Below are 21141 nucleotides of genomic sequence, written 5' to 3' on the forward strand. Positions count from 1 at the left end.
GAGGTGAACGGCTGCGGAAGCGTGCAGCGCCGTATTCATCTGCCCGGCGCGGGCCAGGGCGACGGGTGCGGGTGGACCGCGCGAACTGCGCGTCCACGGGGCATGACCGGCGGGGAGGAGAACCCTCAAGGAGGGCGTCGACATCGCGGGCGGGGCGAGCACCGTGCAGCGGTACCTCGCAGCGGGACTCATCGACGAGTTGCCACTGCACGTCGTGCCCGCCCTCCTCGAAGACGCACTGCGGCTCTCCGAGGGTCTGGGCGCCGTGCGGCGCAAGCCCGAACCCGTCCGCGTGGTCGACACGCCGACACGCCCCTCGCCACCCACTTGAAGTACCGCCTGGTGAGGTGACTTACTCGCCCGGGTAGCGGACTCCGATGCTCGCGCGTACGGCGTCCAGGGTCGCCATGACCGCGAGTGTGCCGTCCAGGGGGACGTACGGCGACTCGGTGAGGCCGGCGCGCAGGCAGCGGGCGACCTCCAGTGCCTCGTGGGTGTAGCCGTTGCCCGGGGAGTCCGGCAGGCGGATCTCCTCGGGCTCATGGCCCTGGCGGTGCAGGGCGAAGCCGCCCGCGTGGAAGAAGTCGCGGGCGAACTCTATGCGGCCGAGGGTGCCGTTGACCGAGGCATGCTGTGCCGTCTGGGTGCCCAGGGAGCAGGAGAGCACCGCGACGGCCCCGCTGCCGTAACCGAGCAGGATGCCGGTGTTGTCGTCGACTCCTTGCGGGTTCAGGTGCGCCCAGGCCGAGACGGCGTCGGGGGCGCCCAGCAGCAGGTGGGCGAAGGAGACGGGGTAGACGCCGAGGTCGAGCACGGCGCCGCCGCCCTGGGCCGGGTCGTGCAGGCGGTGTGTGGCGTCGTAGGGCAGGGCGATGCTGAAGTCGGCGTGGACGGAGCGGACTTCACCGATCGCACCGTCGGCGATCAGCTCCCGCATGCGCAGCACGGCGGGGTTGACGTACGTCCACATCGCCTCCATGAGGAAGACGTTCTGCTTGCGGGCGATCGTCACCAGGTCCTGCGCCTGGGCGAGGTTGAGGGTGAGCGGCTTCTCGCACAGCACGGCCTTTCCGGCCTCCAGGCAGAGCGCGGCCGCCGCGCGATGGGCCGAGTGCGGGGTGGCGACGTACACGACGTCCACCTCGGGATCCACGGCCAGGTCCTGCCAGCTGCCGTGAGCGCGGGCTATGCCGTGCCGGTCGGCGAATCTGTGGGCGGCGTCGGCGCTACGGGAGCCCACGGCGACGAGTTCGGCGTCGTCGGGGATCAGGCGCAGATCCTCGGCGAAGGAGTGGGCGATGCCACCGGTGGCGAGGACACCCCAGCGGACGGGGCGTGTTCCTGTCATGGGCTTGTGCCCTTCCGTAGTGCGTGAGTATGTGCCTGCCGTTGTACCTGCCACTCTGAATCGAAAGCACACAGGGGGGGTTCATGATCGACGTGATCATTGCCGGGGGCGGCCCGACCGGCTTGATGCTGGCGGGCGAGTTGCGGCTGCACCGCGTACACGTGGTCGTGCTGGAGAAGGAGACGGAGCCGGCCCGGTATGTGCGCGCCCTCGGTCTGCATGTGCGCAGTATCGAGGTGATGGACCAGCGCGGTCTGCTGGAGCGGTTCCTCGCGCACGGACGGCGCCACGACAGGGTCGGCGGCTTCGCCGCCATCGACAAGCCCTGGTCCGGCAGGCTGGACTCCGCGCATGCCTACCTTCTCGGCATCCCCCAGCCCACCACCGACCGTCTGCTGGCGGAGCACGCGATCGAGCTCGGCGCCGAGATCCGGCGCGGCTGCGAGCTGGTCGGGCTGAGCCAGGACGAGGACGGGGTGACTGCTGAACTGGCCGACGGCACCCGGCTGCGCTCGCGGTACCTCGTCGGCTGCGACGGTGGCCGCAGCACGGTGCGGAAGCTGCTCGGCGTCGGCTTCCCCGGCGAGCCCAGCAGGGTCGAGACACTGCTGGGTGAGATGGAGGTGGCCGCGCCGCCGGAGGAGGTGGCCGCCGTGACGGCCGAAGTCCGCAGGACCCAGAAGCGGTTCGGCGTCGGGCCCTTCGGGGACGGAGTGTTCCGCGTCGTCGTGCCCGCCGAGGGGTTGGCCGCGGACCGTGCGGTCGCGCCGAGCTTCGAGGAGTTCAAGCAACGTCTGCGCGCGGTCGCCGGCACCGACCTCGGGGTGCACTCACCGCGCTGGCTGTCCCGCTTCGGCGACGCCACCCGGCAGGCCGAGCGCTACCGGGTGGGCCGGGTGCTGCTGGCGGGCGACGCGGCGCACATCCATCCGCCGACCGGCGGCCAGGGTCTCAACCTCGGCATCCAGGACGCGTTCAACCTCGGCTGGAAACTTGCCGCCGAGGTGGGCGGCTGGGCACCGGAGGGGCTGCTGGACAGCTACCACGCCGAACGCCACCCGGTGGCCGCCGACGTGCTGGACAACACCCGCGCGCAGATGGAGCTGATGTCCACGGAGCCCGGCCCGCAGGCCGTGCGCCGGCTGCTGTCGCAGCTGATGGACTTCGAGGAGGTGAACCGGTACCTGATCGAGAAGATCACCGCGATCGGGATCCACTACGACTTCGGCGAGGGCCACGAACTCCTCGGCCGGCGCCTGCGGGACGTACAACTGAAGCGGGGGCGCCTCTACGAGCTGATGCACGGCGGCCGCGGGCTGCTGCTCGACCGGACCGGCCGGCTCTCGGTGGCGGGCTGGGCGGACCGGGTCGACCACGTCGTCGACCACAGCGAGGAGCTGGAGGTACCCGCGGTCCTGCTGCGGCCGGACGGTCATGTGGCGTGGGTCGGTGACGATCAGCGGGATCTGCTCGGCCGACTGCCCAAGTGGTTCGGTGCGGCCGTGAGGTGAGCGCGGCCGCCGCCGCGGACGGAGGCGATCCCGGCTTGAGGAAGGCGAGTCCTACCGTCCTTCCTGGTCCGTCCCGGCGGAGATCCTTTCCGCCGCCACCGCCAGAGCCGACTAGTTCGACCATGTCACCGCCGCCCGAGTCCGCGGGCAGCTCGACACCCTTGTGGCGGCCGTACAGAAGGGCGGTGCCGCTTCGGCCTGAAGTGCTGGACGGGGTGTGGCACAAAGCCGTGAGCTCGGCATCTCCTGGGCCCGGCCGCGGCGTTGAGCAGGCCGGACGGGCAACGGGCCGAAAAGCGTGGGGAATTGGCCGACCCGCCACCACCGATCCTTGAGGGGCCGATGTGCGCCGATCACTACCATAGGAGCCCAAGACAACCATTCGACCGGCTCGTTGGATGCGCGCCGGTCGGGGTCGCCGATGCCAGGGACCGCTCCCCGGGCTGCGGTGATCTTCCTATCCAGGAGGACCTTCCGCATGTTCCGACGTATTGGCACCACGGTCGTCCGACATCCCGTCTGGACGATCGTGGCATGGCTGATCGCGGCGGTGGCGATCGTCGCCACCGCGCCGAGCCTGCCCTCGAACAGTGACGAGAGCAGCTTTCTGCCGAAGAGTTACGAGTCGATCAAAGCGGCGGATCTCCAGGAGAGGGCGTTCCCCAGCGCCTTCACCCCGTCCGCGATCGCGCTGTACCAGCGCACCGACGGCGGCAGGCTGACCGCCGAGGACAAGCAGGATGTCGCCCGGATCACCACCGAGCTGGGCAAGAAGCACATCGACCAGGTGCAGAAGGTCGTCCCCGGCCAGCCGTCCAAGGACGGCAGGTATGACCTGACCCTGGTCCAGATGGACAGCAAGAACGCCGGCCAGCCCAAACAGGCCGACGCGGCAAAGGTGTTACGCGAGGACGTCAAGGCGCTGGCCAAGGGCACGCATCTCGACGTCAAGCTCGGCGGCTCCGCCGCACAAGCCCTCGACCAGCAGGACTCGTCCAAGCGCGGTCAGGCCCTGATCGGTATCGGCACCTTCGTGATCATTCTGGTGACCCTGCTGATCATCTTCCGGGCACCGATCCTGGCCGTACTCCCCCTGGTCCTGATCGGCCTGGTGTCGGCGATCGCCAACGGGCTGATCGCGTACGCCACCAAGCTGTTCGACCTGCAGGCCAACAGCTCGATCTCGTCGATCCTGATCGTGGTCCTGTTCGGCGTGGGTACGGACTACTTCCTGTTCCTGATGTTCCGCTACCGGGAACGTCTGCGCGCCGGCGACGAACCCAAGCAGGCCATGGTCAACGCGGTCGCCCGGGTCGGCGAGGCCATCGCCTCGGCCGCCGGAGCGGTCGTCATCGCCTTCCTCGCGCTGGCGCTGTCCACGCTGGGCTTCCTCAAGCAGATGGGCCCGGCGCTCGCCATCGCGGTCGCCGCCACCCTGGTCGCGGGCCTGACCCTGATCCCGGCCGTGGTGTCACTCATCGGGCCGAAGGTCTTCTGGCCCTCGAAGTCCTGGCAGCGGGAGCCGGACAACGCCCGGTTCGCCGCACTCGGCCGGGGTGTGCAGCGCCGCCCGGCGCTCACCGCGGTGGCATCCGGCCTGGTCCTGATCGCGCTGACGCTCGGGACGTTCGGCTACAAGGCCACGTTCGACCTGGCGTCGGGCTCTATGCCCAAGACCAAGGAGTCCATGGTCGTCCAGGACGAGATGCAGAAGGCGTACTCGGCGGGCGCCGCCGCCCCCACCGACGTCTATCTGTCCAGCACCGACGGCAAGCCCCTCGACAAGGCCGGCTTCAGCGCCTACGCGTCGAAGCTCGGGGCCGTGGACGGCGTGGCGAGCGCCCGGATGTCCCAGGTGAGCAAGGACGGCTCGACCGCCGACTTCACCGTCACGCTGAAGTACGAGGCCTCGACGGACAAGGCGATCGACGCCGTGGGCAAGGTGCGTGACATCGCACACGCCGACGCCCCCGACGGCACCGAGGCCCTCGTCGGCGGCATGTCCTCGATCTACAAGGACATCAACACCGCGGTCAACCACGACTACCGGACGGTCTTTCCCGTAGCCGCCGCCCTGATCATGGTCATCCTGGGGCTGCTGCTGCGCAGCGTGGTCGCCCCCTGGTATCTGATCGCCTCCGTGGGTCTGGGCTTCGGCGCGACCCTCGGCGCCACCGTGTGGATCTTCCAGGAGGGGCAGGGGCACTCCGGTCTGATGTTCATGCTCCCGGTGATCATGTATCTCTTCGTGGTCGCCATCGGCACCGACTACAACATCCTCATGATCGCCCGGCTGCGCGAGGAGGCCCGGGAGGGTCGCGACCCGCGTGAGGCGGCCGGCATGGCGCTGCGGCACGCCGGGCCGACGGTGGCCGCCGCGGGCTTCATCCTGGCGGCGACCTTCGCCACGATGATGCTGGCGGGCAACGCGCTGCTCACGGAGATGGGTTTCGCGGTCTCCTTCGGCATCGCGGTCGCGGCCTTCGTGATGGCGATGTTCTTCACTCCGAGCCTCACCGCGCTCATCGGCCACGCGGCGTGGTGGCCGGGGCACGGGGACCGGGCGGAGCCGGGCACCGGAACCAACGGTTCCGAACCGTCCGACGTACATGGCCGGAACTCGGTCGCACACGACCCTGCGGGACGCCGCAGCTAGCGGTCGGAGTTGTGAGAGGGCACGTCTGCCGGGCTCCACGGCTCGGCAGACGTCAACTCCCGTGGCGGGGAGCCGCACCGATCCAGCGGTGATAGGCGTCCACGTCGACATTGCTGCCGCACACGATGGTGACCACGTGTCGGCCCGCGAAGCGATCACGGTCTTCGAGGAGAGCCGCGATGCCGAGCGCCGCCGACGGTTCGACGACGAGCCCGGCGTGGTCGAAGAGCATCCGCATACCAGCCATGATCGACACCTCCTCGACCAGTACGGCGTCGTCGGCGACCAGCAGGAGGTCGTCCAGGACGGCCGGGATGGGGTAGCGGCCGGCGACGCCGTCCGCGATGGTGTCGGCCGAGTCGGTGGTGACGACGCACCGGCTGCGCCACGAACGGGTCATCGCCGGTGCGCCCTGCGGCTGGACGCAGATCACCTCGGCTTCGGGCGCGAGGGCCTTCACCACATGCCCCACACCGGTGGCCAGCGCTCCGCCGCCGAGAGCAATCAGGACGGCGTCGAACGAGGGCATCGCCTCCACCAGTTCCAGGCCGATGGTCGCCGCGCCCTCGCAGGTCTCGAGATCCAGGCTGTCCTCGAGCAACCGGATGCCGTCGTGGCACGCGATGGCCGCAGCCCGCTCGCGGGCCAACTCGTGGTCGCCGTCCACCAGTTCCAGCGTGGCGCCCAGGGCGCGGATGCCATCGAGCTTGGCCGCGGTCGCGAAGCGGGAGGCCACGACGGTGACGTCGAGCCCGCGGCCGCGACCGGACCAGGCGAGGGCCTGGCCGAGGTTGCCCGCGCTGGCGCACACCACGGCGCGCGAACCGTTGCCGGCGAGCAGGCCGGCGACCACCTCGGTGCCACGGGCCTTGAAGCTGCGGACCGGGTTCGCCGTTTCCAGTTTGATGCTCACCGTGCAGCCGAGGGCGGACCCCAGTGCCTCGCAGCGGTACAGCGGAGTGTCGAGAAAAACGGGGTCGATCATCCGGCGGGCGGCCCTGATCCGAGCGGTGTCGAGGCGCGTCTCCTGCATGACACGGCAGGGTAGCGCCGCCGCGGTCCTCGCTTTCCGTCACATCAGCGCCGGGCCGGCGCCAGCACACTCAGACCGAACATCAAGACGCCCAGGGGGAGATGGACCGCCGGGACCCTGTACGCCCCCTTGTTCGCCGGTGGGCGCAAGCCTCCGGTGCACATCGCCCGGTTCCAGTTCCTCGATCGCCGCGCCCCCGGGTTCTTCGGCCTCCACCGGGAGGAGTCGATGAACAACACCGTCGCCCTGCTGCGCACCGAAGCGGGACGCAACCCGCACGACAAGGCCCTGACCGATCTCATCGGCGAACTCGTCACCCGCAGCGAGGACTTCCGCACCGCCTGGGCCCAACACAACGTGCGCCTGCACTACACCGGCCTCAAGCACCTCCACCATCCCGTCGTCGGCGAGCTCACCCTCGCCGAGTCCTGGCCGCGCGTCGCAGTCGACGGCACCCGAGGGCCGATCCGGTTCTCCCGCACGCCGGGCATCAGCGTGTGGCAATGGGCCGAGCCCCGGATCCAGGTCGTCGACCGGGATCCGGGGCGGCCCGAACGCTTCCGGGATCCTTCACATCGACTGAGGGGGCGTCAGGGCAGGATCTCGATGTACCCGTCGGTTCCGTGCACGCGGATCAGCTGCCCGTCCCGGATCAGCCGGGTGGCCTGCTCCACGCCGACGACGGCCGGCAAGCCGTACTCGCGGGCGATCACCGCGCCATGGGTCATCAGACCGCCCACCTCCGTGACCAGGCCCGCGATGCCGACGAACAGCGGTGACCAGCTGGGGTCCGTGAAGGGCGTGACCAGGATGTCGCCCGCTTCGAGCTCGGCCTGTGCCATGTCCAGGATGACGCGGGCCCTTCCCTCGACGGTCCCGGCGGAAACCGGCAGGCCGATCAGGGCACCGGCCGGCGCGTCGTCGCGCCGGTAGGCCCCGTTGACGGCCTCACCGTCCGAGGTGAGCACCCGGGGCGGTGTGAGCGCGTGGTAGGACCGGAACGCCTCCTTGCGCTGCTGGATGAGCTGGTGATCCACCTGGTGCGAGCGCACGACGTCGTGGAGTTCCTGGAACGTGAGGTAGAAGACGTCCTCCTTGTCGGGGAGCACGCCTGCCTGCACAAGCCGCTCGGCCTCCGTCAGCAGGGCCTGCTTGTAGATGAAGTAGCGGCTGATGATGCCGTACTTCGGGTACTCCCGGTACCCGATGAAGGTGCGGACCTGGTCGATCATCCGCTTCGTCTCGTCGGCTTTCCGGTCCCCGTCCGGCAGGGCCCGGAGGCGTGACAGAATCTCCCGTTCCTTCTGTCGCGCCTTCTGCCGCCCCTGCTCGAAGCGCCGCTCGGCAGCGCCCTGTTCGAAGTTCCTGACGTTGTCGAGGATCACGGGCACGAGTGTGCTGGGGCGTTCGCGCCAACGCGGCCTCGTGATGTCGATCTCGCCGACGCAGCGCATGCCGTACCGGTCGAGGTAGGCCTCGATGGCGTCGCGCGCTTCACCCCCGCCCGCGAGCTTCCCCAGCTCGTCCAGGAAGCCCTCGTCCTCGACACCCCGCAGGAACGCCACCACCTCCGGATGCGGGCGGATCACGTCGGCGACGTCGAGCAGCTCCAGTCCCATCTCCGAGGTGACGTTGTCGGGGGCGGACAGCGTGAGCGTGTCGGCTGCGTTCTTCTCGCCCAGCCATTCCTCAAGCTTGTCGTTGAGCCACCACGTGGCCTCCATCCCCGCCATGATCGCCTGCATGTTCAGCGGATCGCTGAGGACTCGCTTGTGCTCCTCGAAGGCCTCCAGCAGGAAGTCGAACAGCGCCGGTCCGGACCTGGAACGGATGTCGCGCTCCAGGGCGGCGACGGACGCCCGGCTGCGCTCGATCAGCTCGCCGACGATCGCCGGATCGGCCTCGGTCGGGGTGGACGCACCACCGGCCGGCGGCCCCACGGGGCCCGCATCCGGCAGCGACGGGACGAAATCACCGCGCTCCAGGACGGTTTCCAGGGCGTCCCTGATCAGCGGATCACCTCTGCCCACCAGCTCCAGGAGGCCGGCGCGGCTCGCGGGCGAGGCCAGGCGCCGGGTGGCATCGACGAACAGCCGCCCGCCGGCCTCGATCATCGGCGCCATGGCCGTCAGCTGCCACACGGAGATCCCCAGGGGCTTCATGGGATCGGTCATCATCTGCTGATGGCCGACGGAGAGGTAGACGTGGTTCTCCTCGTCGCAGCGCTCCGGGACGGGGAACAGCGTGGTGATCGGCCGGCTCTGAACGATCCGGAACCCGTCGTCGACCAGGCACCATTCGATGTCCTGCGGGCGACCGAAGTGCGCCTCGATCCGTCGCCCGAGGCTCACGAGTTGCACGACCTGCGCATCCGTCAGCGCCGGCTGTTCCTGCCGCTGCGAGTCGATCGCCACCTCCTGCGTGCCGCCCGCCGGCAGGGCGTGAACTGCACGCTGTTTGGCGGCGATCGTCTTGGCGACGACTTCGCCGTCCCGCACCTTGAAGACGTCCGGGTTCACCAGGCCGGAGACCAGGGCCTCGCCGAGACCGAAGCCGGCGTCCACGGTGGCCACCTTCCGGTTGCCCGTGACCGGGTCGGCCGTGAACAGGATGCCGGCCGCATCCGGGAAGACCATCTGCTGCACGACCACGGCCATGTGGACGGTCCGGTGGTCGATGCCGTTCCGCCGGCGGTAGGTCACGGCCCGCTCGGTGAACAGCGAGGCCCAGCACCGGCTGACGTGCTGCAGGATCGCCGTCGGCCCCACGACGTTCAGGTAGGTGTCCTGCTGGCCCGCGAACGAGGCCGTCGGCAGGTCTTCCGCCGTCGCGCTGGACCGCACGGCGTAGGCGGCCTGCTCGCCGAGCCGGCCGAGCGCGCGGGTGATCTCCGCCGCGAGATCGGCCGGGACGGCGATCTCTTCGATGGTCCGGCGGATCTGCGCGCTGAGCGTGCGGATCGCCTCCCGGTCGTCCGGGTCGGTGCGTGAGAGCTCATCCAGCCGGTCGTCGATCGACGGTGCCTCCACGATGATCCGGCGGAACGCGTCGGTCGTCACGCAGAACCCGGCCGGTACGCGGACGCCTTCGATCCGCAACAGCGCACCCAAGTGGGCGCCCTTGCCGCCGACAACCGCGCCCCTCGTCTCGTCGACCTCTTGAAGGTCCAGCACGTACTCCGTGCTCATCCCTGAGTGCCCCCCATTTCCGCAGGTTGTGCCACCGGCCGACGATTCTGCACCGCGACCGGGGCCTTGCGGCAAGCCCCCCAGTGCGCTATAAGTTGAGAGTGGCAAGGAGAGGTCTCTCCTTGCCTTTGCTTTTTTGACGCAACGCTTCCAGGGCCTCCTCCCCGTTGTGGAGTCCTCTGCGTTGTGGAGTCCTCTGCGGAGACTGGAACTGTACGCCCGGGAACACGCCAAGCTCGGACGCTTGCGGCAGCTCGCCGAGGACGACCCGCTCACCCCGCGAGTCACGCCGACCCTTCCCGCCCAACAGACCGCCGAGGCACGCCGGTTGCGGCGAGGAGATCGATGTCGTCTCGACCGGCTCCACCCAGCAGGGCGGCCTTGAGGGTGCCCGGGAACTGATGGCGCGTTCTCGCCGGCACACGCCGTCCTCGCCGGAGCGGACAATGTCGCGATGGGCGTGCTGGGGGCCTTCGTTGACGCCGGCATCTCCATGCCGGGAGACATCTCGGTGGGCGGCTACGACAACGCGACCTTCGTCTCGTTCGGTCCGATCTCTCCGTCCGGCGTCGACCGTGCCGACCGTGCATCGGCGACAACGCCGCCCGCCTCATGCTCGAGCGGATCGCCGACCACAACAAGCCCACGGCCCGGATCACACCGTCGCCCGCGCTGGTGCCGCGCCGGTGCACACTGCCGTCCTCGCCGAGGAGCCGGGCGCGACAGGCCGGGTGCGTTCGCAGGACTGCTGGGTGCGACTTCTCATTCGGCAGTGCAGCGCCCTGTCCGCCGGGCTCGATCAGACCAGTGGACCCGGCGTTCCGACGGCCGCCGAACGCCACCTGGCCGGTCGCACCTGACCGTGCCGCGCGGCAATCACCCGGAGACCGGAATCCCCAGCTCGCCGAGCAGGCCGCGGACCCGCTGTTCGACGGCGTCACGGATCGGCCGGACGGCCTCGACGCCCTGGCCGGCCGGGTCGTCGAGCTGCCAGTCCAGGTATCGCTTGCCGGGGAAGACGGGGCAGGCGTCGCCGCACCCCATGGTGATCACCACGTCGGAGGACTGCACCGCCTCCGTGGTGAGAACCTTCGGCGTCTCGGCGGAGATGTCGATGCCGACCTCCTTCATCGCGTCCACGACCGCCGGGTTGACGGAGTCCGCGGGTGCGGAGCCGGCCGAGCGGACCTCGACCCTGTCGCCGGCGAGGTGCGTGAGGAAGGCGGCACCCATCTGGGAGCGGCCGGCGTTGTGGACGCAGACGAACAGGACCGACGGGCGCGGGCTGGTGGTGCTCATGGCGGGTGTCTCTCTCAGGAGTGTGGTCAGGAGGAGGCGGGCTCGGGTTCGCTGCTCGGGACGCCGATCTCGCGTCGTGCGGGGGCCGTCTTCGGGGCGTAGACCGCGGCCACGACAGCGAGCCCGAGCGCGGCGCCCAGCAGCTGGGCGGCGACGAACGGGGCGACGGAGGCGGGCGCGATACCGGCGAAGGTGTCGCTGAAGGCGCGTCCGATGGTCACCGCGGGGTTCGCGAAGGACGTGGAGGAGGTGAACCAGTAGGCGGCCCCGATGTAGGAGGCCACCGCCGGCGGAGCAAGTGCGGTGCGACCGGTCCGGCCCAGGCCGAGGATCAGCAGGATCAGGCCGGCCGTGGCCACGACCTCGCCGAGCCACAGGTGGCCGGCGGCCCGGTCGTGGGTGGAGAACTTCACCAGCGGCTCGGCGAACATCGCGTCGGCCAGGATCGCTCCACCGATCGCACCCACGGTCTGGGCCGGCACGTACGCGGCGAGGTCCCGCAGGGGGAAGCCGTCCAGGTCACGGCGGCCGGTGAACCAGACGGCCAGGCTGACGGCCGGGTTGAAGTGCGCGCCGGAGACCGGCCCCAGCAGCAGGATGAGCACGCCCAGGCCGAAGACGGTGGCGAGGGAGTTGGCGAGGAGCTGTACGCCGACGTCACGGGAGAGTGCGGTGGCCTGGATGCCGGAGCCGACCACCACCGCCACCAGCGCTCCGGTGCCGATCGCCTCTGCGGCGACACGGCGGCCGAGCGGGGCGTTCACGCGGTGACTCCGGCGGGCTGCGTGGTGGCCAGGAAGGCGGCGAGCTTGTCCAGGACGCCGGGCAGCACCCAGTAGTACACCCAGGTCCCGCGGCGCTCGCAGTCGATGAGCCCGGCCTGGCGCAGCAGCTTGAGGTGGTGGGAGATCGTCGGCTGGGACAGGTCGAAGGCCGGGGTCAGCTCGCACACGCAGACCTCCCCGCCCGCTCCGCGTGACGCGATCATCGACATCAGGCGCAGCCGCACCGGGTCGCCCAGGGCCTTGAACACCTTCGCCAGCTCGGCCGCCTGATCATCGTCCAGCGGCGCGGCGGACAGGCCCGGGCAGCAGGCGGCGTCCTGGTCGATCACCTCAAGCTCTTGCTTCGACATGCATCTATGTTGACATTCTTCGATTCAAGGCGCAAGGTTGAATCGAAGAACGTCAATACAGGCCGTTCCGGGCCATGCTGTGGCCCGTCATCTGGGAGTGGGACATGAGCGAGCAGAGCACCGACCTGCGCGAGACCGTCCGCCGGCGGTACGCGGCTGCGGCCGTCAAGGTCACCGAGGGCGGCACCGCCTGTTGCGGGCCCCAGCCGGTCGAGGTCGACGAGAACTTCGGCTCCACCCTGTACGCCGCCGACGAACGCGACGCACTGCCCGCCGAGGCCGTCGCCGCCTCCCTCGGCTGCGGCAACCCCACCGCCGTCGCCGAACTCCGCGAAGGCGAACGCGTCCTCGATCTCGGCTCAGGCGGCGGCATCGACGTCCTGCTCTCCGCCCGCCGCGTGGGGCCCACCGGCAAGGCGTACGGGCTGGACATGACCGACGAGATGCTCGCCCTGGCTCTCGCCAACGCGGCGAACGCGGGGGCGACGAACGTGGAGTTCCTCAAGGGCACCATCGAGGCCATCCCGCTGCCCGCGCGCACCATCGACGTGGTGATCTCCAACTGCGTGATCAACCTGTCCGTGGACAAGCCCGCGGTGTTCGCCGAGACCTTCCGCGTCCTCAGGCCCGGCGGCCGGATCGGCGTCTCCGATGTCGTCGCCGACGACAGCCTCACCGCCGAACAGCGGGCCGAGCGCGGCGACTACGTGGGCTGCGTCGCAGGCGCCCTGTCGTTCGCGGAGTACCGCGCCGGCCTCGAAGCCGCAGGATTCACCGCCGTCGAGATCACCCCGACACACCCGGTCGCCGACGGCATGCACTCCGCGATCATCCGCGCCATCAAGCCGTCCCATGCCGACGAGGCCGCCACCGTCCAGGCCGCATCGGATGAGGCGTGCTGCGGCGTCAGCGCCTGCTGCACGTCGGCGGAGGCCTCCTCGGATCCCAGGCTCACCGTCGCCGAGGCCAAGGCGGCGTCCGGCTGCGGCTGCCAGAGCTGACACACGCTCCGCACGACCGCAAAGCTCGCCAAGTCCCCTGGCTGAGGTTCCGACCGCGCCGCTGCGGAACCGAACCGGGTCAGCGGACAGTGGTGCCGTCGGGTTCGTCGAGCAAGGAGAGTTCCTCCGGTGTCGGCAGCCCCTCCCAGTCGCCCCGGGTGCCGACGGCGAACGCCGCGGTGGTGACGGCTCGCTGCAGGCGGGCCGGGATGTCGGCGCCCTGGAGGAGTCCCGACAGGTATCCCGCCACGAACGCGTCACCCGCACCGACCAGATCGACCGCGTCCACCTTCCGTGCCGCACGGTCGGTGGTGCCGTCGGTGGTGAAACTGGTCGCTCCCCGTGCGCCACGTTTGATGACGACTTCCCCGACGCCCGCGGCCAGGAGGCCGTGCACGCCCTCGGGTTCGGGGGCGGCGGGCTGTTCCAGCACCAGCGGCAGCTCGTCCTCGGAGGCGATCAGCAGGTCGGTGTGGGCCAGTATCGGTCCGAGGATCGTCCGGGCGCGGTCGGCGGTCCACAGCCGGGAGCGGTAGTTGACGTCGAGGCAGACAGTGGTGCCCGCCTCGCGGGCGGTCGTGGCGGCAGCCAGGGCGGCTTCGGCCGCGGTCGGGCCGAGTGCCGGGGTGATGCCGGTCAGGTGCAGGATCCGGGTCCCGGGGTCCAGCGCGGGGAGGACGTCGGCCGGCGAGATCGCCGAACCGGCGGATCCCGCGCGGTAATAGCTGACGCGGGTCAGCGTGCCCAGTCGGGGTTCGGTCAGCAGGAGTCCCGTCGGGCGGCCGCTGTCGTCGGTGACGGCGTGGCCGGTGTCGACTCCCTCGGCGCGCAGGGTGCGCAGCACCAGGGCGCCGAGTTCGTCCGCGCCGACGCGGCCGGCCCAGCGCACCCGGTGTCCGAGCCGGGCGAGGCCGATGGCGACGTTGGACTCGGCTCCCGCGACGGACAGTCCGAGGTCTCCGCCCAGCCGCAGCGGGCCGTGGGCCCGCAGGGCGGCCATCGTCTCGCCGAAGGTGACCACCTCGGGGGCTGCCTGGCCGGGCGGTGTGGTCATTGGGTCTCCCCGGTGACCGCGGCGCGGAACGCCGCCGCCCGGCTGCGGAGTTGACCGAGGTCACCGCCGTCGGCGGCGTCCCCGATCAGTGGCGAGCCGACGCCGACGGCCGTCGCACCCCGTGCCAGGTAGTCGCGTGCGGCAGTCGCATCGACTCCCCCGACGGGTACGAACGGGACCTCGGGGAAAGGCCCTCGCAGTGCGGACAGGTAATCGGGTCCGCCGAGTGAGGCGGGGAAGAGCTTGATCGCGCAGGCGCCCCGGGCGAGGGCGAGTTCGATCTCGCTCGGCGTCAGTGCTCCCATCAGCACGGGTACGCCGCAGGAGTCCAGCCCGTCCACCAGCGCCGGGGTCACGAGGTAGGACGCACCGGCGTCCACGGCACGGGTGGCGTCCTCGGCCGAGCGCACGGTCCCGGCGCCGACCAGGGCGTCGGAGCCCAGCTCGGCGCGCGCCTGCCTGATCACCGTCAGGGCGTCTCTGGTGGTCAGCGAGACCTCGACGACGGCGATGCCGTCCTCGGCGAGGGTGGCTACGGTGCGCAGGGCCGCGGCGGGCTCCTTGCCGCGGACGATCGCCAACAGGCGGTGGGTTCGCAGCGATTCCACCAGGTTCATGGGAGCGGGATCTCCTTGGACGTGAGGTGCGGTGGCCTGACGGCCTGTCACCATTCGTTGAACGCCCAGTCGGCTTCTCTCCATACGGGGTTGCGCCGGTGGTGGGGCAGGCACTCGGCACGGACCGGCCGTGCCGAGTGCCTCCGCAAGAGGTGCTGCTTCCGTCAGCGCAGGCCGCGCTCCAGCCGCTCCGCGACCAGCTTCACGAAGCGCGCGGGCTCCTTGGGCTGGCCACCCTCCGCGAGGACGGCCAGACCGTGCAACAGCTCGGCCGTCTCCACGAGTTCGGCGCGGTCCTCGCGCTCCTGGTACGCCTGGTTCAGGCCCTCGACGAGCGGATGTGCGGGGTTGAGCTCAAGGATCCGCTTGGTGGTCGGGACCTCCTGGCCCATGGCCCGGTACATGTTCTCCAGCGCCGGAGTCAGGTCGTGGGCGTCGGAGACGACACAGGCCGGGGAGACGGTCAGGCGCGTCGACAGGCGGACGTCCTTCACCTCCTCGGCGAGCTGCTCCTTCAGCCAGCCCAGCAGACCGGCGTAGGCCTCGGTCTGCTTCTCCCGCTCGGCCTCGGCCTGTTCGTCGCCCTCGACGTCGAGGTCGATCTCGCCCTTCGCGACGGACCGCAGCGTCTTGCCCTCGAACTCGCCCACGGCGTCGACCCACACCTCGTCGACAGGGTCGGTGAGCAGCAGGACCTCGACGCCGCGCGCCCGGAACGCCTCCATGTGCGGGGAGTTCTCGAGGCTCTGCCGGGACTCGCCGGTCATGTAGTAGATGTCGTTCTGGCCGTCCTTCATCCGCTCCACGTACTGCTGGAGGGTGGTCGCCTCGTCCTCGGCGTGCGTGCTGGCGAAGGACGCGACGGCGAGCAGGGCGTCGCGGTTGTCGGGATCGCCGAACAGCCCCTCCTTCAGTACGGCGCCGAACTCCCGCCAGAACGTGGCGTAGTTGTCGGGGTTCTTGGCCTTCATCTCCTTGACCGACGACAGGACCTTCTTGGTCAGCCGGCGCTGGATCATCCGGATGTGCCGGTCCTGCTGGAGGATCTCGCGGGAGACGTTGAGCGAGAGGTCCTGCGCGTCGACGACGCCCTTGACGAAGCGGAGGTACGGCGGCAGCAGCGCCTCGCAGTCGTCCATGATCAGCACGCGCTTGACGTAGAGCTGGAGGCCGCGCCGGAAGTCCCGCGTGAACAGGTCGTGCGGGGCGTGCGCGGGCAGGAAGAGCAGGGCCTGGTACTCGAAGGTGCCCTCGGCCTGCAGGCGGATGGTCTCCAGGGGGTCGCGCCAGTCGTGGCTGACGTGCTTGTACAGCTCGTGGTACTCGTCGTCGGAGACCTCGTCGCGCGAGCGGGCCCACAGGGCCTTCATCGAGTTCAGCGTCTCGGGCTCGGGCGTGTCCTCGCCGTCGCCGCCCGGCTGCGGGACCAGCCGGATCGGCCAGGTGATGAAGTCGGAGTACCGCTTGACGATCTCCTTGATCTTCCAGGTGGAGGTGTAGTCGTGCAGCTGGTTCTCGGAGTCGGCCGGCTTGAGGTGGAGGGTGACGGCGGTTCCCTGCGGTGCGTCGTCGACGCTCTCCAGGGTGTAGGTGCCCTCGCCGCGTGAGGACCAGCGGGTGCCGCCGGCCTCCCCGGCGCGCCGGGTCACCAGGGTCATCTCGTCGGCCACCATGAAACCGGAGTAGAAGCCGACGCCGAACTGTCCGATGAGCCCCTCGGCCCCGGCGGCGTCCTGGGCCTCCTTCAGCTCCTTGAGGAAGGCGGCCGTGCCGGAGTTGGCGATGGTGCCGATGAGGTTGCCGACCTCGTCGTACGACATCCCGATGCCGTTGTCCCGCACGGTGAGCGTACGGGCGTCCGGATCGACTTCGATCTCGATGTGCAGGTCGGAGGTGTCGACGTCGAGGCTTTCCTCCCGCAGCGCGGCAAGCCGCAGCTTGTCGAGCGCGTCGGAGGCGTTGGAGACGAGTTCCCGCAGGAAGACGTCCTTGTTCGAGTAGACCGAGTGGATCATCAGCTGGAGCAGCTGACGGGCCTCTACTTGGAACTCAAACGTTTCGGTCGGCATGGTTGGCGTGTCCTCGCAGGTCCCTAAAGTGCCAGGTCAGGTGAGATTCACTGTAAGACATCGCAGGCGACGAGCTGAGGTCCAGCCTGTCAAAAGCCTGCATGCCAGCAGCAATTCGCCCACACCATCTGGCACACCACACGTGTCACCCGGTATGTCATGCCTCGGTCATCATCGGCATGCCCATGCCGGAGTGAAGGGAATACCCCGTGCGCCTGCGCCCCCTGCGCGTCCTGTGCTGTTCCGCGGCCCTCGCCCTGTCCACACCCGCCCTGCTTCCCGGCACGGCTTCGGCGGCGGTCCCCACCTCCTCGGTCTACCTGCAGAACTTCACCACCGGCCGCAACGCCGCCGACGCCGGCGGCACCGTCGCCGCGCACAATCCCAAGGGCAACGAGGACCACCAGCAGTGGACCCCGGTCGCGGTCAGCGGCGGCTACCAGCTGCAGAACGCCGACGAGTCCGGCAAATGTCTCGGCCGCAGCGGTACCTCCGCCGTCACCGCTTCCTGCGGCACGGACGGCACGACATGGACGATCACCTCCGGCGCCGACAGCGCGTACGCCATCACCGCCCCCGGCACCTCGCAGTACCTCACCGGCTCCGCCTCCGACGCCGCGGCCGTACAGCTCGGTTCCTCGGGGGACCTCGCCCGCTGGTACCTCACCCCGGTCGGCTACGCCACCGCGGCGATGCCCTCCGCCGACACCCGCACCCTGGACCAGGTCACCTTCCTGACCGCGCACAACGCCTTCGCCAACGGTGTCGACGGCAACTTCGCCACGTTCCCCGTCAGCTGGTTCCCCAACCAGAACTACGGCATCAGCCGTCAACTGGCCGACGGCGTACGCGGCTTCATGCTCGACGACTACACCGTCTCCGGACAGGCCGTGCTGTGCCACAACAGCTGCGACGGCGTCAGCAACCCTGTCCCGCTCGCCGCCGACCTGCAACGCATCGTCGACTTCCTGAAGGCCAACCCCGGCCAGTTCGCCACCGTCTTCCTGGAGGACTACGCCTCCTCCGACGTCCTGAAGTCCTCCCTCGCCTCCGTGAGCGGCCTCTCCGACGTGCTGTACCGGCCGGACCAGGAGGGCGTGGCCGCCAAGGGCTGGCCGACCATGGCCGAACTGGCCGCCCGCGGCAAGCAGCTGCTGATCTTCAGCGACCGGACCCGGGCGAGCGACACCGGAAGCGGCCAGAGCACCCGCGACACCTTCGGGGTGATGTACGAGCGCGAGTGGGCCGTGGAGAACTACTGGTCCATGGGCGGCGGGATCGGCGCCTCGGACTGGTCCTGCTACAGCCGCTGGGACACGCGCCCCCTCACCACGGACTCGTCCGCCTTCCACCCGCTGTTCGTGATGAACCACTTCCGCGACTACACGATCGGCTCCACGGCACAGACCGACAACGGCAAGCTCCTCAACCGTGCGCAGAACTTCTGCACACCCGCCGCCCGCAAGAAGCCCAACTACCTCGCCGTGGACCGCTACGACCTCGGCTCCCCGAGCCCGCTCAGCACGGTGGGCAGCCTCAACACCTACATCCTCGCGCCGGGGCAGTGACCACCAGCACCACGACACCCTCGCGGCGGCAGGGCGACCGTGAGGGACTCGCTGCTCGATAGGGTCGGGGCGTGGACCGCAGCAGCAGACAGCCGCCGGACGACGCGTTCGGCCGGGAAGCAGAAGGCGGGTTGTCAGCCCGGGCGGCGCGGGCCCTGTGGTGGGGGTCGGCCGGTCTGGTGCTCGGTGTTCTCGGTACGTCGGTGCTCGTCGCGGGCGCGGATCGCGGCCGGCGTCCAGCCGTGGCCATGGCTCTGGTCCTTGCGCTGGTCTGCGCCCTGAGGTGGCAGGCGCGCGCCCCGGTCGCCGTACTGGCCGTGAATGCGGCGGCAGGGCTAGCCGTGTGGGCGCTGCTGCCCGCGGTGTCCTTGACGGGGGCACTGCTGGCGGCGCAGGTCACGCTGTGCGTGCTGTCGGCCACCAGGCCGCGGAGCGTGTCGGTGCGGGCGCTCGCGGCGATGTGCCTGCCGGCGCCGCTGGCGTTCACGGCGGGCGGCCCGGCGGGAGTGGCGGTCTATCTGCTGGCGGTGGTCCTGGCGTGGACCGCGGGACAGTGGCGCAGGGCGCAGCAGTCACGAGCGCGGGCGGAGATGCGCCGGGCCGTGGTAGAGGAGCGGGCGCGGATCGCGCGCGAGGTGCATGACGTCGTGGCGCACACCCTGTCGGTGATGGTGATTCAGGCGGGCGCCGCCGATGATGTGTTCGCCCAGCGACCCGAACAGGCCCGGCAGGCACTGCGGGCCATCGAGACGAGCGCCCGTTCGGCGCTGGGTGAACTGCGCCTGCTGCTAAGGGCGTTCGGGCCCGAGGAGGCGGAGGGCGAGAACCGGGAGCAGCGGGAGCCGGGACCCTCGCTCGCGCGCCTGGACGAGCTGGCCGACACCGTGCGCGCGACCGGGATGACCGTGCACGTGCGCCGCGAGGGCGCCACGGACGGGCTGCCGGCCGCGGTGGACCTGGCCGCCTACCGGATCGTCCAGGAGGCCCTGACCAACACGCTGCGCCACGCGGGCGGCGCCGACGAGGTCAGCGTGCGCGTAACGGCCGAAGGGGAGAGCCTGGAGGTCACCGTGGTCGACAACGGCCGTACTGCACAAGGCCGTTCGCAGGGAGCGGGACGCGGTCTGGTGGGGATGAAGGAGCGGGCGCGGCTCGTGGGCGGCAGTCTGCGCGCCGGTCCGCTGGCCGGAGGCGGCTTCGAGGTGGCGGCGCGGCTGCCGGTGGAGGGTGCGTCATGATGCTGCGGGTGGTGGTGGCCGACGACCAGGCCCTGGTCCGTACCGGGTTCCGCATGATCATCGACGCTCGGGACGACTTGGAGGTGGTCGGTGAGGCGTCCGACGGCCGGGAGGCGGTGCGGCTGACGCGGGAACTGGTGCCCGACGTGGTGCTGATGGACGTACGCATGCCCGTCCTGGACGGCATCGAGGCGACCCGGCAGATCGCGGAGTCGGGCAGCCGGGCGCGGGTGCTCGTGCTGACCACCTGGGACGTGGACGCGCACGTGGTCGCCGCGCTGCGGGCCGGGGCTAGCGGGTTCCTGCTCAAGGACATCCGCCCGGCCGAACTGGTCGACGCGATCCGCCTCACCGCGCGCGGCGACGCGCTGCTCGCGCCCGCCGTGCTGGGCCGCGTCCTGGACCGGTTCCTGCGTACCGTGCCCGACCCAGCGCCGCCACCCTCCCTGCAAGGCCTCTCCCCCCGCGAACGGGAGGTCCTCACCCTGATCGGGCAGGCGCTGTCGAACGCGGAGATCGCCGAGCGGCTGCGTCTTTCGGAGGCCACCGTCAAGAACCACGTCACCGCGGTGCTGCGCAAACTGGGCCTGCGCGACCGCGTCCAGGCCGTCGTGGCCGCCTACGACCACGGCCTCGTGGAGCCACGCCGCCGCTGACGGCGCCGTCTCCTCCTCAAGGAGGAGACCGGGAGGCTGTCCTCCCCTGTTCCCAGTGCCGGTCCGTTCCCGTGGCCGATCCGTGGCCGGGACACCGGGCCCTAGCGTCGAAGGGTGAACGACGACCTGGCCTGCCTCATGTATCTGCTCGCCCACGGCGACCGGGCCGACGGCCCGTACGACCGTTCCCGTACGGAGCTGCTGGTCCGGGCCGCCGCCCTGATCGACCTCGCGCTGCGCGGCCGGCTGAGGGAGGACGGCGGCACGGTCACCGTGTCCGGTACGGAACCGACCGGCGACCCCGTCCTGGACGGCGTTCTGCGGGACGCCTCCGCCCGGCACGGCTGGAAGCACCTCGTGCGCCGCCACCGCAGGCGGACCCTGAGGGAGGTGGAGGACCGGCTCGCCGCGGCGGGACTGCTCACCGTGAAGGCGCCCCGCACCCGCTTCGGCACCCGGCGGTCGACCGTGACGGACCCCGCCGTGCCCGCCGTACTGCGCGCCCGCGTGTCCGCGGCGCTGCAGGGGGACGGTCCCGTACGGGAGCTCCCCGCCGCCGACGCCGCACTGCTGGCGCTGGCCGCGGCGGGCGGCCTCCGCTCGATCGTGTCACGGCAGGACCAGCGGGCCTTCCAGGCCCGTATCGACGCCTGCACGAGGTCGCTCGCCGCCCTCGCGCCCGGCCTGGAGAAAGCCGTACGAACCCTGCCGATGACCATGATCGCCGCACAGGGCGGCATGGGCGGCAGCTGACCCGGCGACGAAGAG

General features: G+C 70.5%; 17 protein-coding genes and 1 pseudogene. 9 read left to right on the forward strand and 9 right to left on the reverse strand.

Features of this window, described 5'->3' with window-relative positions; translation table 11 throughout:
• Positions 1-163 precede the first annotated feature (163 nt).
• A complete protein-coding gene (locus tag ACWDAG_RS14605; protein ID WP_450695942.1) occupies positions 164-331 on the forward strand; it encodes a hypothetical protein in 168 nt (55 codons plus the stop codon).
• Positions 332-352: 21 nt separating this feature from the next.
• On the opposite strand, the gene ACWDAG_RS14610 is transcribed toward ACWDAG_RS14605, so the two are convergent.
• Positions 353-1348: a Gfo/Idh/MocA family protein gene (locus tag ACWDAG_RS14610; RefSeq protein WP_450695943.1), complete on the reverse strand. Its 996-nt coding sequence runs from the start codon at positions 1346-1348 to the stop codon at positions 353-355.
• Between the two features lie 83 nt (positions 1349-1431).
• Between ACWDAG_RS14610 and rox the strand changes: the two genes are divergently transcribed.
• Both rox and ACWDAG_RS14620 read left to right on the forward strand, forming a co-directional pair.
• On the forward strand, positions 1432-2859 hold the full coding sequence (gene rox / locus ACWDAG_RS14615; protein ID WP_450695944.1) for a rifampin monooxygenase: 1428 nt from the start codon (positions 1432-1434) through the stop codon (positions 2857-2859).
• Between the two features lie 478 nt (positions 2860-3337).
• The gene (locus tag ACWDAG_RS14620; RefSeq protein ID WP_450695945.1) at positions 3338-5515 is read left to right on the forward strand and encodes an MMPL family transporter; all 2178 of its coding nucleotides are present in this window, start codon (positions 3338-3340) and stop codon (positions 5513-5515) included.
• A 52-nt stretch (positions 5516-5567) separates the two neighbouring features.
• On the opposite strand, the gene ACWDAG_RS14625 is transcribed toward ACWDAG_RS14620, so the two are convergent.
• On the reverse strand, positions 5568-6548 hold the full coding sequence (locus ACWDAG_RS14625) for a threonine ammonia-lyase (RefSeq protein WP_450695946.1): 981 nt from the start codon (positions 6546-6548) through the stop codon (positions 5568-5570).
• A 117-nt stretch (positions 6549-6665) separates the two neighbouring features.
• On the opposite strand from ACWDAG_RS14625, the pseudogene ACWDAG_RS14630 reads away from it, so the two are divergent.
• Positions 6666-7112, forward strand: a pseudogene (locus ACWDAG_RS14630) (MmyB family transcriptional regulator); the annotation flags it as partial.
• Between the two features lie 26 nt (positions 7113-7138).
• Here the strand turns inward: ACWDAG_RS14630 and rph are convergent.
• The 4 genes from rph to ACWDAG_RS14650 all read right to left on the reverse strand — a co-directional run bounded on the left by rph (position 7139) and on the right by ACWDAG_RS14650 (position 12170).
• A complete protein-coding gene (gene rph, locus ACWDAG_RS14635; protein WP_450695947.1) occupies positions 7139-9736 on the reverse strand; it encodes a rifamycin-inactivating phosphotransferase in 2598 nt (865 codons plus the stop codon).
• 876 nt (positions 9737-10612) lie between these two features.
• Positions 10613-11035 carry an arsenate reductase ArsC gene (locus tag ACWDAG_RS14640; RefSeq protein ID WP_450695948.1) on the reverse strand — a complete coding sequence of 141 codons (423 nt, stop codon included), beginning with the start codon at positions 11033-11035 and terminating at the stop codon, positions 10613-10615.
• Positions 11036-11061: 26 nt separating this feature from the next.
• Positions 11062-11799: an aquaporin gene (locus tag ACWDAG_RS14645; protein WP_450695949.1), complete on the reverse strand. Its 738-nt coding sequence runs from the start codon at positions 11797-11799 to the stop codon at positions 11062-11064.
• Entirely contained in the window at positions 11796-12170 is a 375-nt protein-coding gene (locus ACWDAG_RS14650) for an ArsR/SmtB family transcription factor (protein ID WP_450695950.1), read from the reverse strand. Before ACWDAG_RS14650 ends, ACWDAG_RS14645 begins: the two co-directional genes overlap by 4 nt.
• A 104-nt stretch (positions 12171-12274) precedes the next feature.
• Here ACWDAG_RS14650 and arsM point away from each other — a divergent pair, with 104 nt between their 5' ends.
• The gene (gene arsM / locus ACWDAG_RS14655; protein ID WP_450695951.1) at positions 12275-13171 is read left to right on the forward strand and encodes an arsenite methyltransferase; all 897 of its coding nucleotides are present in this window, start codon (positions 12275-12277) and stop codon (positions 13169-13171) included.
• Between the two features lie 79 nt (positions 13172-13250).
• On the opposite strand, the gene ACWDAG_RS14660 is transcribed toward arsM, so the two are convergent.
• From ACWDAG_RS14660 to htpG, 3 genes are all read right to left on the reverse strand, one after another.
• Entirely contained in the window at positions 13251-14225 is a 975-nt protein-coding gene (locus ACWDAG_RS14660) for a sugar kinase (RefSeq protein ID WP_450695952.1), read from the reverse strand.
• Positions 14222-14842 (reverse strand): bifunctional 4-hydroxy-2-oxoglutarate aldolase/2-dehydro-3-deoxy-phosphogluconate aldolase, encoded by a 621-nt coding sequence (locus tag ACWDAG_RS14665; RefSeq protein WP_450695953.1) that lies wholly within the window; start codon positions 14840-14842, stop codon positions 14222-14224. The genes ACWDAG_RS14660 and ACWDAG_RS14665 overlap by 4 nt, the downstream gene beginning before the upstream one ends.
• A 164-nt stretch (positions 14843-15006) precedes the next feature.
• Positions 15007-16911: a molecular chaperone HtpG gene (htpG, locus tag ACWDAG_RS14670; protein ID WP_450695954.1), complete on the reverse strand. Its 1905-nt coding sequence runs from the start codon at positions 16909-16911 to the stop codon at positions 15007-15009.
• Positions 16912-17120: 209 nt separating this feature from the next.
• On the opposite strand from htpG, the gene ACWDAG_RS14675 reads away from it, so the two are divergent.
• From ACWDAG_RS14675 to ACWDAG_RS14690, 4 genes are all read left to right on the forward strand, one after another.
• Positions 17121-18479, forward strand: coding sequence for an RICIN domain-containing protein (locus ACWDAG_RS14675; RefSeq protein WP_450695955.1), 1359 nt, complete (start codon positions 17121-17123; stop codon positions 18477-18479).
• Positions 18480-18550: 71 nt separating this feature from the next.
• A complete protein-coding gene (locus ACWDAG_RS14680) occupies positions 18551-19717 on the forward strand; it encodes a sensor histidine kinase (RefSeq protein ID WP_450695956.1) in 1167 nt (388 codons plus the stop codon).
• Positions 19714-20373 carry a response regulator gene (locus tag ACWDAG_RS14685; RefSeq protein WP_450695957.1) on the forward strand — a complete coding sequence of 220 codons (660 nt, stop codon included), beginning with the start codon at positions 19714-19716 and terminating at the stop codon, positions 20371-20373. Before ACWDAG_RS14680 ends, ACWDAG_RS14685 begins: the two co-directional genes overlap by 4 nt.
• Positions 20374-20487: 114 nt before the next feature.
• Positions 20488-21126, forward strand: a complete 639-nt coding sequence (locus ACWDAG_RS14690; RefSeq protein ID WP_450695958.1) for a GOLPH3/VPS74 family protein — start codon at positions 20488-20490, stop codon at positions 21124-21126.
• The last annotated feature ends 15 nt before the right edge of the window (positions 21127-21141 follow it).

The sequence above is a fragment of the Streptomyces sp. NPDC001157 genome (assembly GCF_053598255.1).

Excerpts from the sequence above, each read along its gene's own strand:
- ACWDAG_RS14610 (WP_450695943.1), bottom strand. The coding sequence starts at position 1,348 with ATGACAGGAACACGCCCCGTCCGCTGGGGTGTCCTCGCCACCGGTGGC.
- rox (WP_450695944.1), top strand. The coding sequence starts at position 1,432 with ATGATCGACGTGATCATTGCCGGGGGCGGCCCGACCGGCTTGATGCTG.
- ACWDAG_RS14665 (WP_450695953.1), bottom strand. The coding sequence starts at position 14,842 with ATGAACCTGGTGGAATCGCTGCGAACCCACCGCCTGTTGGCGATCGTC.
- arsM (WP_450695951.1), top strand. The coding sequence starts at position 12,275 with ATGAGCGAGCAGAGCACCGACCTGCGCGAGACCGTCCGCCGGCGGTAC.
- ACWDAG_RS14620 (WP_450695945.1), top strand. The coding sequence starts at position 3,338 with ATGTTCCGACGTATTGGCACCACGGTCGTCCGACATCCCGTCTGGACG.
- ACWDAG_RS14625 (WP_450695946.1), bottom strand. The coding sequence starts at position 6,548 with ATGCAGGAGACGCGCCTCGACACCGCTCGGATCAGGGCCGCCCGCCGG.
- ACWDAG_RS14660 (WP_450695952.1), bottom strand. The coding sequence starts at position 14,225 with ATGACCACACCGCCCGGCCAGGCAGCCCCCGAGGTGGTCACCTTCGGC.
- rph (WP_450695947.1), bottom strand. The coding sequence starts at position 9,736 with ATGAGCACGGAGTACGTGCTGGACCTTCAAGAGGTCGACGAGACGAGG.
- ACWDAG_RS14650 (WP_450695950.1), bottom strand. The coding sequence starts at position 12,170 with ATGTCGAAGCAAGAGCTTGAGGTGATCGACCAGGACGCCGCCTGCTGC.
- ACWDAG_RS14640 (WP_450695948.1), bottom strand. The coding sequence starts at position 11,035 with ATGAGCACCACCAGCCCGCGCCCGTCGGTCCTGTTCGTCTGCGTCCAC.
- ACWDAG_RS14685 (WP_450695957.1), top strand. The coding sequence starts at position 19,714 with ATGATGCTGCGGGTGGTGGTGGCCGACGACCAGGCCCTGGTCCGTACC.
- htpG (WP_450695954.1), bottom strand. The coding sequence starts at position 16,911 with ATGCCGACCGAAACGTTTGAGTTCCAAGTAGAGGCCCGTCAGCTGCTC.